A 13,724-nucleotide genomic window follows, 5' to 3' on the forward strand; every position below is an offset into this window, starting at 1 on the left:
AGGATCTATCGCTAGAATTCAGGATTGTGATGCCGCAACCGCGGAAGCGATTGCGACTGATCGCATGTTGCCGCGGGGAGTTCGGTCCGAAGTGAATACAACCCGTTTCGCCGGCTTGATCATCGCAAGGGCGAACCGCATCCAATGCAGCCGGCACGATCTTGTGGAGAGTTCAAATTGAAGCTGTCCCTATTTCACTGGGGAAGGCGAAGGACGATCAGTGAGCCGCTTTGCTCCTTCCCATGTATGGGCGTTCAGCCATTCCTTGTTCTTGAACAGGGCTCGAAGGGATAAGGCAATCTGTCGCCGCTGATTGCGCTCGGCCCCCGGCGGGAATGAGCGGGCATAGCGCAACATATCGCGCCTTATCTGGATGAACTCCTCAATGCTGTGACGCTGCTCGAAGGTTGGCAACCGGTGGACAGAAGACATGATGCTCCCCTGACGTCATAGGCGAGAGCGCTACCGGACTCTCAGTCACCGAAAGCTGCCACTGACAGGGCGGTGATGAGGTAGTTTGTACCCCGGCGGCGGTGACTACTGGTCAATATTGCTCAGTTCTCGAATTTGTTCCTTTGTAGGCTTACCTCACGCACCTTCCGGACGAAGTCGGGTCGCTGAAAGGCTATGATCGGCACCGGAAGCGATCACATTCAGAGGGAAAGCCATGGTTGCCGGCATACCGCCATCACAGCGTCCTTCCTTCCCGCTGGATGTTGATCTGTCGGAGCCACATGCAGCGGCGACGGAGGCCGCCGACGAGACGGAGATGCCGCTGCCGTCCGATCCGCGGACGTTCTTTCTCGGTGGTTTGTTCGCGTTGGGTGTCTTGGCGGCACTCTATGTGGCAAGCTCGATCATCCTTCCCGTCGTGCTCGCCCTCGTGCTAAATCTCCTGCTTCAACCCGCTGTCCGCGTCTTGGGGCGTTTGCATCTACCCCGCGCTGTCGGAGCGCTCCTGACCGTCTTCCTGGTTATTGGAGCGCTTGTAGGTATGGTGGCGGCGTTATCGGTACCGGCCACGACCTGGGCTGAGCGGCTGCCCGAGGGCATACCGCGCCTAGAAGCACACCTGCGGGTCATAAGCGGGCCGATCCAAGCGTTGCAAAAGGTAATCCAACAGGCCGAGCAGGCTGCTGATGCCCCCCTGGCCGGGGTTCGATTGTTTCGGTTCGCCGCGATCTGGGCATAACGGGCGTACTTTTCGCAGGCACTCGCTCCGTACTCGATGGCTTGTTTACGACGGTCTTGGTGCTCTATTTTCTTTTGGTAGCGGGCAACATATTCCTTCGACGCATCGTTGAAATCCTGCCGACGTTTGGCAACAAGCGACAAGCTGTCGACATATCTCAGCAGATCCAGGAGGACATATCGGCCTATCTGCTAACAATCACGGCTATGAATGCCGCGGTGGGTGTCGCGACGGCGGCCGCGATGTATCTTTGCGGCCTGGGAGACCCTTTGTTGTGGGGCACCGCAGCCTTCCTGCTCAACTACATCCCGATTTTGGGTCCGCTCTTCGGAGTCTGCATCTTCGTGCTGGTCGGAATGCTGAGCTTCGAAAGCTTATGGTGGGCATTGCTGCCGCCGGCTCTCTACCTTGGCATTCACCTCGTTGAGGGCGAAACACTGACGCCGATGCTGCTGGCGCGGCGCTTCACGCTGAATCCGGTATTGATCATCCTGTCGCTGGTGTTCTGGTTCTGGATGTGGGGCGTGCTTGGCGCGATCCTGGCCGTCCCGATGCTGGCGATTCTGAAGATCATCTGTGACAGGTTGCGCCCGCTCAAGGCCCTGGGGCACTTCCTCGAAGGGGAATAGCGGCATTACCGCTGGTTTGCATGACCCGTAGCAACGGCAGCGTGTGTGACGAATCGGCCGACGGTGTCACCTCACCTGATCTCGACCTCGCGACTAAAGCCGCGGCGCGCGAGGTCCTGGCGTCGCATGCACCACGATCTCCGAGGTTTCGCACCCCCCATTTTTTAGCTTGCTCAGATGCTATTCCCGTCGGAATGCGATTGTTCCGTGATCGTGACCCTTAACCCTTCGTCGACGAGCACCTGTAACGACATCATGGCGATCTTCATCGTCCGGCATATTACAACATATCAGTACAGGCGTAGGATAAGGCTCGGCCGGCATCAATTGATGGCGCGCCCGCGGGACAGTTTCGATCAACGACTGATCAATTTTTCGCTCGATGTAACGCCCAAGCCCTCGGAGGTGAGATGGCTTCATGATGTCTTCGGAAATTGCGTTGCGCACGTCGATTTTGATTGTGCGAGCGATTACTTGCGATTCGAGTGTGTCATCAAGGTCGATCACACTCCGGAGAACGCCCCGGACTTCAGAATTGAAGATAACGCGAAAGACCATCCATTTGCGTATCATGAAGAAGAGGCGCCTGACCTGGCACCGTATGTTCAGAGATGGTTCTCCGACCCGGAAGACGATGTCGGCCGATGGCTGGACACGTTTCTCACGCGCGGACCGAGACACCCGACGGGCCGGGTCTTGATGACTCTCAATGAAGCAATCTCGGATGGATTCGCGTATGACCGCCCGCACGGCGCCAGGAACTCAAACTCTCTCCACAACACTTGAACTGAGGATAGGCACCTGTCGGGACTTTGCCGTTTTGATGATTGAAGCTGCGCGCAGTTTGGGCTTCGCCGCGCGCTTTATCACCGGCTATCCAAGGAGGGGGCAATTCCTCATGACGCCGAGGGGGCAGTTTTCCATGGCGCGCGACAACCCCCGTGCGCGGTCGCCGCTCCGGCATCTATTTCGAAAAGTTGGCTCTGCGATGCGTTTGCATGTCAACCTGTCAACCGTGTCAACCCAAGAATAGCGCGAACGGGCTGGCGGAATTTCGGGGCGCGTTTGTGCCGTAGGGGCGGGGTCCCCGGAGGGACCCGCTCCCGTCTTAGATTGTTCCTGCTTGAATCATGTGGGAGATGGTCCGCCCGGCATCAGTTGCACCCCAAGACAGGCGGCCATCGATACCGGGGTTTCACAGTGTAACGGGCAAGTTGGTGACGAACGATATCTCTCAGTTCTTCGTCTTCGATTTCGCTAGCGCTCATGTAACAATCAAACATCACAAGTGAGTTCAGGACGCTGCGCTTTTTCTTGGTCATCACCTTTGCAAAGTCGATTTGAGTTCTGGTCGGCTCAGCCACTTTAGTTCCTCATAAAGGAATGGCTTCGCTGCCGCGGTGCCCGTGCGACACCACACGCGTTCCATCACGCCGGAGTCCACTTCGATTGTTGGGCGGTGTGGAGATCATACCCGATTTTCGTCGCCGAGCGCTCGCCGTGTCCCTCGTCGTAGCGCACCGGAGCAATCTGTCGCGCCGAGTCCGCGCATTCATGAAATGGATCGAAGATGTGCTGACGCCGTATCTGGAATAGCGAGACGAACATCTTTGTCCGGCCCTCGAATCAACATTCTGCAGTTATGTCTTGGGGCGTGCGGTGGGATTTCGATTTCGGCTGCATCGATGCGATTTGCCCGGAAAGAATGATCTGCAACGGACTCGTTTCCCTGAGCGGGTTGGGCAGATATTGGGCGGTGGCGCGGCCGAAACGATTCGAACCTCCGCCCCTCAGAATCGTAGACGGCGTCGACGCCTCCAATCGACCCTGTCGACGTCCGCGCGCCGAAGGTCCGCCATAGTCGAAAGTCGGATGGAACCCGGGAACAGTCGCCGCCGAGGATCATCGAGAGTAGCTCCGCACCAGTCTGCCGAAACGATCATGGTGCAGCTCCTGACGCTCAAGGCGATGGGCGTGGCCATCGTGATGGACGATTTCGGGGCCGGCTATTCGAGCTTCAGCTATCTGTGGCGCTTTCCGTTCGATAAGATCAAGATCGATCGAACCTTCATGCAGGGCCTCGACGGTTCCCATCGCCGGGTCGGGCTGATGGTCAAAGCGATCATCGCGCTCGGACGCGAGTTGCACATGCGAGTGAGGGTCGAAGGCTGGCTCTTTCGACACGGCCGACGGTGCCCAGGTCCAGGGGGTCTTCTTCGGCCGGCCGGTCCCCGCCTCGGAGCTCGGTGCCAGCATTTTGGCGGGCTTCGCGGAGACAATGCCGCCGGCTTCGCCCGTGACCAAGCTGCACCTCGTCAACGCAACAGCTGAACGGTGACACGGACCTGCGCCTCTATGGGGCCGATGCGGCTCTTGGCGGTCCGCTATTGCGGACAATTCTCATGTTTCAGTTAGCGTGTGTCACACCAACATCGCATTTTTTTCCGCGGGGCTGCATCTCTCGCCGAGGTTGCGCATTGGTGATCAGGCCTATCATGCAAAATCAACCGCGTTTCAACTCGACACCCGAAGGCGGCGGCCCAGAGTCCGCCAAACCTCTCACGGAATCGATTGACGGAGCAAACGGCGCGCACGGTCCGCAGCGCGAGTTGGATGCGCATCTTAGTCCCGGCAAGACCGATGCCTCCGGAACTGACGCTCCGGCCGCGAATGTGGCGCAATCCAAGTCGAGCCGGACACCTCTGCGATTTGTGAAGGCCGCCGCGGGCATCGCCATCGTCGCAGTATTCGGGTGGCTGCCCCTGAGAGCGCTTTTCCAGACGTCTAGCGTCGAAGCCGTCGTCAACTCGAGACTGGTGACATTGAGGTCGCCGATCGACGGCAAGATTTCATCCGGATCCGGTCTGTCGGGCGATCCAGGCATCGTCGCCGGGGGCACGTTCATCCTTCGTGTCGTCAACCCGCGCGGCGACCGCGTGCGGCTCGACGATCTGCGCAGTCAAATATCTCGCCTGGAAAACGAAAGGCCAAGCCTCGTTTCGAAGATAGCTTCCGCCCGCGCGGCGCAGAAGGATCTGGCGCGTCAGGCGGCCCTGTTCACGGAGGGGCGGATTCGTCAGCTCGAAGCACGCATCGCCGAAATCCAAACCTCAATCGAAGCGGCCGCGGCGCGTCGCGAAGAAGCGGCGGCCGCCGTGGAAAGAGCTTCGTCGCTTATCAAATCAGGCAGCGTTTCCTCCGTCGAGCTCGGGCGCTTGACACGGGATCAAACCATCGCGCTGCAGACCGAGATCGGCGCGCGACGCCGCCTGGACGCGACCCAGGTTGAGCTCACCGCCGCGCGCGACGGCACGTTCCTCGGCGACAGCTACAACGATCGCCCGAGCTCGGTGCAACGTGAGGAGGAAATGCGGCAGCGGGCCGAAGGGCTCACCGCGGACGTAGCACACGCTGATGCGCAAATCTCGTGGCTCAACGGCGAGATTGAATCCGAGCGATCCCGTTACATCAGCCGCTCGGAGGCGGAGATCAAGTTCCCCGTTGCCGGCCGAATCTGGGAGATCCTGACGGCGCCAGGAGAGGATGTCCGGGCCGGCCAACCGCTCATTCGTTTACTCGATTGTTCCGGCGCCGTGGTGACAGCGAACGTCACGGAGAGAGTGTATAACAGCCTGCAACTGGGCTCGGTCGCGCATTTCCGACCGAGCGACGACGGGCCCGAATTGGCCGGCACCGTCGTCAATCTCACCGGCTCTGCAGGAGCCGCAGCGAACCTCGCTATCAACCCCGATGCGCTGAGTAAGGAACCGTATCGTGCCACGATTTCGGTCCCCGGCCTCAACGATGGCTCCAACGATTGTCCGGTCGGGCGAACCGGACGCGTCATCTTCTCGGCAGATAATGCGAGAAAGCCATGATCCCCGCACTGACACCGGGCCTTATTGCGCTCGGGTTCTGCGTTGCCATCCTGCCCTGGCTCCGGCATGAGAACTCTGCGGCGCGTTCGCTGATGATCGCAATCGTGTTGCTGCTCATGATCCGCTATTTTGGATGGCGCATTAGGTCCACGGTCCCGCCCGTCGGCTGGACCGCCGATTTCGTCGTGGGAGCCCTGTTCCTCATCGCCGAGGCTGCATCGCTCGCGGCGAGTGCACTGTCGCTGCTGTTTCTCAGCCGTACGACCGATCGAACGCCCCAAGTCGAAGCCAACAGGCGGTGGCTTGCCGGACGGGACGTTCCACTGATCGACGTGTTCATTTGCACGTACAACGAGGAAGTTTCTATCCTGGAGCGCACGATCATTGGCGCCACTGGAATGAACTATCCGAACTATCGTGTCTGGGTGCTAGACGACGGGCGGCGCCACTGGCTCGAAAAGCTTGCACGCTCGGTTGCCGCTATCTGGCGCGGCCCGACAACAAGGACGCCAAGGCCGGCAACATCAACCACGCTCTGCGGCACGTGGTCGGGCTCGCCGATCCCCCTGATTTCATTTCGATCCTCGACGCCGATTTCGTTCCGTTGCCCGAATTCCTCGCCCGCGCGATGTGCCTGTTCCGCGATCAGGGCGTAGGCGTGGTACAAACGCCTCAGCATTTCATCAATGCGGACCCGATCCAAACCAACCTGGCTGCGACTAAGGTCTGGCCGGACGAGCAGCGCTTCTTCTTCGATATTCTGATGCCGTCCAAGGACGCTTGGGGCGTGGCATTTTGTTGCGGCACATCGTCGGTCATCAGATTTTCATCCCTCGTGAAGATTGGCGGCTTTCCGACCGATTCCGTGACGGAAGATTACTTATTGACGCTGCGGCTGAAGGAAATTGGCGCACGCACGGTGTACCTGAACGAGCGTCTGACCTTGGGGCTCGCCCCGGAAGGACTCAAGGAATACATCACTCAGCGCGGCCGATGGTGTCTTGGCTTCATGCAAATCTTGCGGGGGCGCAGTGGTCCCCTTTCCCGAAGATCGCAGCTGGATGTTATCGATAGGCTGTCTCTCATCGAAGCATTCATGAGTTGGACCTCGACCTATGTCGTCAAGGTATTCGGTCTCGTTGTCCCGAGCCTCTATCTTCTGTTCGGCATCAAAGCCGTCCAGGCGGATCTTTCCGAACTCCTCGGATATTTCCTGCCGCTTTATCTCTGGTATTCACTCACCATGGCCTGGATTTCCCGCGGACGGTCCATGGCGGGGATGTCGGATGTCGCCCAATATATTGCTCTGCCGGCAGTTCTTAAAGCCGTTGCGACAGGGCTGCTCAAGCCGCACGGGCACAAATTCAAGGTCACCGCAAAGGGCGGGGATCGCGATCAACGCTTCATCGAATGGCCGCTGCTCAGGGTATACGGCACGGCACTGGCGATTACGCTCGCGGGAATCGCCTATGCCTTCGTGCTTCATGCGCAAGGCGACATTATCGCCTATGGTGGCCTGGCGCTGGCCTGGAGTTTATACAATGCGATCATTTTGACGATCGTCTGCTTGGTGTCCATCGAGCAGCCGCGGCGGCGGAAGGCCGAGCGGTTCGAGCGAGATGAGCCGGTTCTTTTCAATATCGGTGGGCGGCCGGGCGTCTACCGTTTGGCAGACATGTCGATCACGGGTGCCCGCTTCGTGAGCGACAATCCCCCACCTGTCGGGATTGCCGTTCATTGCACTCTTCGAGAGAGAAATGTCGCCGCTCTTGTCGTGCGGCGCACCGCGGACGGATTTGCGATCCGGTTCGATGAGACCCTCAACACGCGCGTCGATCTCATTCGAGCTTTCTATTCCGGTGACTACGTCACCGCATTCACCGGCATACGCGCCGCCCCCCTTGGCAAAGCAATCATGATGCGGATTTTCGGGTGACTGCGTATGCTGGCGACGTCGTTGGCCCAAGGCTTCGCGGCCACTCGGGTGGCAGCATGGAAAGGGTTGGACAACATGGCTGTCCTAGCATGATGTCAGCGCTCATCGGCGGCAAGGAGCGTGATGCCCGAGAGCCGCAACGGAGAGCGTCGCGGCAGATCAGGGCCTTTTGATATCCAACGCGCTCGCCGCCGAAACTGAGCAACATTGACCAGCGAATCAGCGCCTGTAAGAGCATGTAGCCTGGGGGATGTCATGCTAAGGAGCGCGAGAGGGCACGTAGGGCTGTTGGGAGGAAGGAATGATCGCCGAGCGAAAGCCGCCAACCTTTTGGCCCCAGAATCTGGACGACGAGATGCGAATGAGGCTCGCCCTTCGCTCTCTCGAAAAAGAGAATACAGCTCTGAAAGAGCTGGTCGTGCGCCTTTCGGAAACCATTCTTTCGATATGTCGAAGGGGGCGCTGAGTTCGTAGAAACCGATCTGAACTGAGCAGGTCACGGCCGTTTGCCAACCCGGGCGTCGCACTCGGCTCTTCGCGCCCGCAATGCTCATGTCGATACTTTCGGCGCTTGATCGCTTCCGGTTGCGCGCGTGCTACGTTGGCGCTCGCAGTTCGCCCTGAAACAAAGCCTAAGTATTTGCTGATTTCATCGTTGCGACCGCCTCGTCGCGGAGCTGGTGGATGAGATCGCAAGCGGGACATTCGAAGGTACGAATGCAAAAGCCGGCGGGGCCGGGCGTAATGCGCGCCAGCATCATTCTTGTCTGGCATTTGGGACACGTCGGTCGCTGAATGGTCATGGGGCTGGCCTCGATCAGGCGGGAGCGCGATACTCCCAGTCACCGCACCTGGCGCACTCAAATGTGCGGACGTCGAAGCCGGCTGGCCCAGCGCAACACACTCCAAACGCATCCTTGGGACAATGTGGTTGCTCGCTGGCGAGGAGTGATTCATGGGACGAGGGATGGGTCCTTGCCATCAACCGTCTGCCCGTGCGCGTCTACCCAACCGAGAGATCGGCGCGGGAAGGCAATCTGCGATTCCGAGTTGAGGACGCGTCCTATTGTCTTGGATCGCCGTCAGCCGGTCACTTTCGGTGCGCCCTTTTGGCTTTTCGGTAGCAACCATTTCCTCATGTCAGCGGCATAGCCAATTTGTGCGGCCTTTTCTGACGGCTTCGGATCGTATCGATCCGGGCGGCAACGTTTTTGCCTGGGCCAGAGCCTCAGCCGCCCGGGCGGCCCAATCGTGATTATCGAGATCGTTGCGTGGCAGTTCTGTCATGTCATCGTCCTCACTGTAGCCTTCGCAGCTGGCTGTGTTCCTGCGGTGCATCGGGGGCGGCCTTATTTATGAGGCGCAGGTCACCGCCGACCCGATGAAGTCAGATGCTGTCGGTAGGGAACGGGCAAGTGCTCGAACCCAGCGCGGGGCGCCGCAATGTTTCGCACCTCCGTACGCGACTGACAATTGGGACAACGAGGCTGGCGCCGCCGCGCGAGGTGATAGGGTCCTTGTTTGTGAATCGTGCAAACCTGCCCCCTGTGGGATAGGGTGGGGGCACTATCGAACTCTCTCTCACCGATGGGTGCCAACGGCCGGGCGGTAATCGCAGCAGCATGCCGTCTCGGCAGCGCGGCCCACTGGTCAATATTGCTCACTATCGAGAAATTGACGGGATCATTGCAATCAGCTGTAGGGGCAAGCCTCTTTGAGAGACGCGACTGTTAGCAGCCAAACAATGCCAAATAGCGCGGTCCTTTCGTGCCAGTTTATTTGTACCCTGGGCTCGTTATTCGAAACCTTTGATCCCCATATCTCTTTATGTCTGATCATGCCATCGAGGTGGTCGGAATGGGCCGAGACTTTCAACGAAAGGGGCCCGGCATGTTTAAATCTCAGCAATATCCTGCAAAAGCAGCCGAGTACGGCGAACTGATTAAGCGTTCGATCGGTCCGGTTGAGATCCGTAAATTTCAAGAACCGCAGGACCGACTTGCCTCGCTCGCGGAGAATGAGCAGGGACTGGCGGACGACTATGACAATGCAGTGCATGTTGCGGAGCAGGACGGATCGAGCGGCGCAGCCCTTGCGGCCGAAGAAGAGCTCGTCTTGCGGTGTCTAGGCGCGGCCATCATCATGCAATGGAACGCCCTGCCGACGACGCTGCGGCGGGAGATCTTCGACACCGCCGGGTCGGTCGGCAAGTTATTGGAGACGGCGGCGCTCCGCGGACAAATCGCCCGATTTCTGCACAAGCACAAGGATGATGCCGGCCGCGGCAAACTGCCCTGAACAGAAGACACGCCTAGCGATGCGAGATCGGTCACTCTGGCTCTGTCACGATGGGATAACGAGGGAGGTGCAGTCCGCGACGGTCTGCCGATGTAAATAAACGCCGATAACAGGAGGACTCCCATGTCACTTACACAGTTTCGGGTCGATGACGGACCACACACCATTGACGGGCTGCGGCTTTTTGCTCAGGATGAAAATGAACGGGTCGAGGCGTTCATGGGCCGGAAGGTGATGGACGTTTGGGCGGAGTCTGTCGAGCACTGTGGAGGACGACAAAGTCTGTTCCGCGATCAATACAACGCGCTCGGCAAGCTGAACCTTGCCGCACTTCAGCGGATCGTGAGCACGAAATACCAGCGAGGCGCCGCGCTCAACCGCCAACATCCCTTTGTCGAGGTTCTATTCTCGGACATTACGGAAAGCGGAGAGGCTTTAGATCTAAGTGAACTCGTGCGAGAGGCGTTGCCGCCAGCATTTCATAGGCTGGCCTGAGATATGGACCACGGGAGTGCCGTGACTGGAGCGTCAGCGTTCAGTAGCCCTACACTCGGCGTCAAGTAGACCCGCAAAAAAATCCGCATGACATTGACGCGGGCGCACATAGCTCGATCTTGGCGCCAAGATGTTGGACGATCACTACACCTACGTTTTTGACTCCCAATACGTTCGCCTCCTCGGTGGCAGGTATGGACTGATTGTCGAGCCGCCGAAGAGGGCGGCTCCGGCCACCGGCGGAGACGCGGCGCCCGAGAATGCGGGTGGCGCTCCAACGGAGGTTAAATTTTCCCTGTGGCATCTCCACATGTTGTCTATGACAACATGGACAAAAACCTTCACGCGTGAACCGCAAAGACTAAAATCCAGCTGCGCGAGATGCTGGCCGAGGCAGTCCGCAATACTCGACCCGAGACAAAAGCGCCCACCGAAAGCGATCGCGGCTAAAGGCGACGTAGCTCATTCGGGAGTACAAGAACCCTCGGCTGGAAAACCCTCCGCCGTTTGAGCGTCGCCTTGAACGATATTGGTTCCTTCCGAGGGAACAATGCGCGTGCCGACGCATTATCAATCATCGCGACAAACGCGATTTGAGGAATAACACATCATGAAACGCATTCTATTGATCGGAGTTGCAGCTTGCGCGTTTGCGCTCGTTCCAATTCTGTCTGCGTCGGCAATGCCGAGCGCAAATCCGAATGCACTCGTCGGCACCGACACTTCAATCGTCCAGGTACACGGTTGGGGCCATCACGGGGGCCGAGGTCATCACTACGGATGGGGTCGAGGCCATCATTATGGGTGGGGCCATCATCACCGTTGGTGAAACGTGACTGCCTAGTGGCGTTTGTTCTAGAAGAAGCCGCCAGTCTGGCGGCTTTTTCTTTGTGACAATTCGCATTAGAGGCAGCGATTCGCCGGATAGTAGGCAACTAGCAGAGTTCAGTTGACGGTTCAGCGACTAGCAAGGTCACCTAGGTCTTGCCCGGCACCGCTTCGGCCTCGATAGCCGCGACAAGCTCGGGCGCAAGGTGTGCGGACAAACGCTGAATGATGTTGAGTAGCTGCAAGATTTCTTGCTCACGCAAGGCGTCAATCTTGTTGTGCAGCAATTCGATCTCGAGTTCAGCCTTAACATTTATTCGGTAGTCGTGTTCTGCGTGCCTGCGGTCAATCTCGGATTGGCGGTTCTGGCTCATCATAATGATGGGCGCTGCGTAGGCTGCTTGGAAAGAAAGAACCAAGTTCAGCAAGATGAAGGGATAAGGGTCCCAATGGTTGATGAATGCTATCATGTTTAGAACGATCCAAATGCCGAGTAGGACGCTTTGGATGACGATGAAGCGCCAAGAACCAACTGTTTCAGCTACCCGGTCGGCAAGCATCGCGCCCGGCGTCAGTGCGAGCTTGGGTAAGTTGCGCGCAGGCTTTTGCGCCCGAAGTTCTCGCAACCGCTCCTGATCTTCGGGACTTAGGTGCACTTTGTGGCTTTGCTCGTTGGTCATTCGTTGCATCCACAGTTAAGGGGGGTATGACGATCCGGTACAGGCCGCTTTGGGATGGGACGCAGAAGAAGTGTACTACGTTGACGCGAAAACGGAGAACGCTGCGGGCGACTTGCCTTTGTCTATCTGGTCCAGCGCGACGATGAAGCGGACGCAAGTAGTCCCGTCACTCGTGGATCATTTCCGCCCGGGAGATGATTTCGAAGTAACACCTTATCGGCGGACTGGGGCGGCCTCGTTGACGAACGAGATTATCGCGACCTGCTGCACCGATGCCACGTCCCGAATGATCCGAAGCTAGCGGCTGAGTGCCCCGAGGAAATTCTCGCGCCACGCCGTAATGCTATTGCGGCGCAGCACCGCGATCATGGCCCCCCAACGCTCGCATCGCTCCTCAAGTGGCATCCCCAGCGCTGTCCGCAATGCTTCGGCGACGGCGTCGGGGTCATACGGGTTGGCGACCACGGCAGCGTCGAGTTCATAGGCCGCGCCCGCAAAGGGCGAGAGAATGAGCACGCCGGGGTCATCGGGGTTCTGTGCAGCGACATACTCCTTGGCAACCAGGTTCATTCCGTCGCGCAACGGAGTGACAAGAGCGACGCGACTGAGCCGAAAGAAGCCAGCGAGCGATCGCTGGGAAAAGCTCCTGTTCAAATACTGGATCGGCGCCCAATCGAGTTCCGCGAAGCGACCGGCCACGTCGCCCGCCAGCGCACCGAGCCTCTGCCGCAGCGCACGGTATTCAGGAACGTCGCTGCGCGTCGCGGTGGCGATCTGCAGCAAGCGGACATGGTTGCGGTATGCGGGATAGCCCTCGAGAAAGCCGGCGAACGCTTTGAACCGGTGCTCGAGACCCTTACTGTAATCCAGCCGGTCCACCCCAATGATGAGCTGGCGCCCCCGGAGACTCTCCTGCAGCCGGCGTGCCGTTCGGGATTTTACAGCGCGACTGGCCATTTCGGCGATCGCTTCAGTATCGATGCCAATCGGGAAGGTGCCGGCGCGCAGAACCCGATCGAAAGCGTGAACGTGGCCATCGGACGAAATCTTGCCGCCTGCGCGGCGAAGGATGGCGTCTTGGAAGGCGGTCAAATCCTCCACCGTCTGGAAGCCGACGAGATCGTAAGCGCACAGTGATTTCAGCAGGTCGCCGTAGTGAGGAAGGGTCGCCAGCACCCCCAAAGACGGAAACGGCGTATGCAAGAAGAACCCGATCCGTTGTGTGGCCCCGGCGCGGCGAAGTTCCTCGGCCATGGGGATCAGGTGGTAGTCATGCACCCAGACGAGATCGCCCGGCCTGAGCAGGGGCGCGAGGGCGTCGGCGAGTAGGGCGTTCACCCGTCGATACGCGGCCAAGTGGCGGCGGGTGAAGTTCATGAGATCGAGACGATAGTGAAATAAGGGCCACAGTGCCGCGTTGGAGAAGCCGCTGTAGTAGCCGTCGTGGTCCGCGCGGGTAAGATCGACGGTGGCGTACGTCACTCCCTCGGTTTCGAAAACGTTCGGCTCTGGTGTTGTTTCTCCTAGCTTGCCACTCCACCCAAACCATAGGCCTCCAGCCTGATGCAGAGCGTCGACGAGGCCGGTCACAAGCCCGCCGCTGCGCTGCGCAGCTTCTCCCGGCAAGGCGACACGGTTTGAGACGATGACCAGGCGGCTCAAGCGGGTCCCCTCCGCGCTGTCAGGGTTGCGTCAAGCCGAGCTGCCAAAAGATCTCGGCGAACACGGCAACGCAAATGATCGAGCGGTGACATCCGCCGGAGCCCACATTCGCCTCGGTCCTCCCGC

General features: G+C 59.0%; 9 protein-coding genes and 2 pseudogenes. 8 read left to right on the top strand and 3 right to left on the bottom strand.

All coding sequences use genetic code 11. The features are described from left to right. Positions 1-189: 189 nt before the first annotated feature. Positions 190-432 carry a hypothetical protein gene (locus tag ACFLEY_RS09085; protein ID WP_129557372.1) on the bottom strand — a complete coding sequence of 81 codons (243 nt, stop codon included), beginning with the start codon at positions 430-432 and terminating at the stop codon, positions 190-192. A 235-nt stretch (positions 433-667) separates the two neighbouring features. Between ACFLEY_RS09085 and ACFLEY_RS09090 the strand changes: the two are divergent. From ACFLEY_RS09090 to ACFLEY_RS09125, 8 genes and pseudogenes are all read left to right on the top strand, one after another. After that, positions 668-1,821, top strand: a pseudogene (locus ACFLEY_RS09090) (AI-2E family transporter). A 207-nt stretch (positions 1,822-2,028) separates the two neighbouring features. Further along, positions 2,029-2,607, top strand: a complete 579-nt coding sequence (locus tag ACFLEY_RS09095; protein WP_246740524.1) for a transglutaminase N-terminal domain-containing protein — start codon at positions 2,029-2,031, stop codon at positions 2,605-2,607. Beyond that, positions 2,558-2,854 (top strand): transglutaminase family protein, encoded by a 297-nt coding sequence (locus tag ACFLEY_RS09100; protein ID WP_246740525.1) that lies wholly within the window; start codon positions 2,558-2,560, stop codon positions 2,852-2,854. The genes ACFLEY_RS09095 and ACFLEY_RS09100 overlap by 50 nt, the downstream gene beginning before the upstream one ends. Before the next feature lie 908 nt (positions 2,855-3,762). Continuing rightward, entirely contained in the window at positions 3,763-4,152 is a 390-nt protein-coding gene (locus tag ACFLEY_RS09105) for an EAL domain-containing protein (protein WP_246740526.1), read from the top strand. Between the two features lie 164 nt (positions 4,153-4,316). Next, the gene (locus ACFLEY_RS09110; protein ID WP_211434293.1) at positions 4,317-5,699 is read left to right on the top strand and encodes an HlyD family efflux transporter periplasmic adaptor subunit; all 1,383 of its coding nucleotides are present in this window, start codon (positions 4,317-4,319) and stop codon (positions 5,697-5,699) included. Beyond that, positions 5,696-7,635 (top strand): annotated as a pseudogene (locus ACFLEY_RS09115) (glycosyltransferase). The gene ACFLEY_RS09110 and the pseudogene ACFLEY_RS09115 overlap by 4 nt, the downstream one beginning before the upstream one ends. A gap of 1,890 nt (positions 7,636-9,525) precedes the next feature. Next, positions 9,526-9,933: a hypothetical protein gene (locus ACFLEY_RS09120; protein WP_246740527.1), complete on the top strand. Its 408-nt coding sequence runs from the start codon at positions 9,526-9,528 to the stop codon at positions 9,931-9,933. 123 nt (positions 9,934-10,056) lie between these two features. Further along, on the top strand, positions 10,057-10,428 hold the full coding sequence (locus ACFLEY_RS09125) for a hypothetical protein (RefSeq protein ID WP_060908802.1): 372 nt from the start codon (positions 10,057-10,059) through the stop codon (positions 10,426-10,428). A gap of 977 nt (positions 10,429-11,405) precedes the next feature. Here the strand turns inward: ACFLEY_RS09125 and ACFLEY_RS09130 are convergent. Both ACFLEY_RS09130 and ACFLEY_RS09135 read right to left on the bottom strand, forming a co-directional pair. Beyond that, a complete protein-coding gene (locus tag ACFLEY_RS09130; protein WP_060908801.1) occupies positions 11,406-11,936 on the bottom strand; it encodes a DUF1003 domain-containing protein in 531 nt (176 codons plus the stop codon). Between the two features lie 297 nt (positions 11,937-12,233). Further along, entirely contained in the window at positions 12,234-13,598 is a 1,365-nt protein-coding gene (locus ACFLEY_RS09135; RefSeq protein ID WP_060908799.1) for a trehalose-6-phosphate synthase, read from the bottom strand. Positions 13,599-13,724: the final 126 nt, after the last annotated feature.

The organism is Bradyrhizobium sp. YCK136, assembly GCF_044570075.1.
Taxonomy (GTDB): Bacteria; Pseudomonadota; Alphaproteobacteria; order Rhizobiales; family Xanthobacteraceae; genus Bradyrhizobium; species Bradyrhizobium diazoefficiens.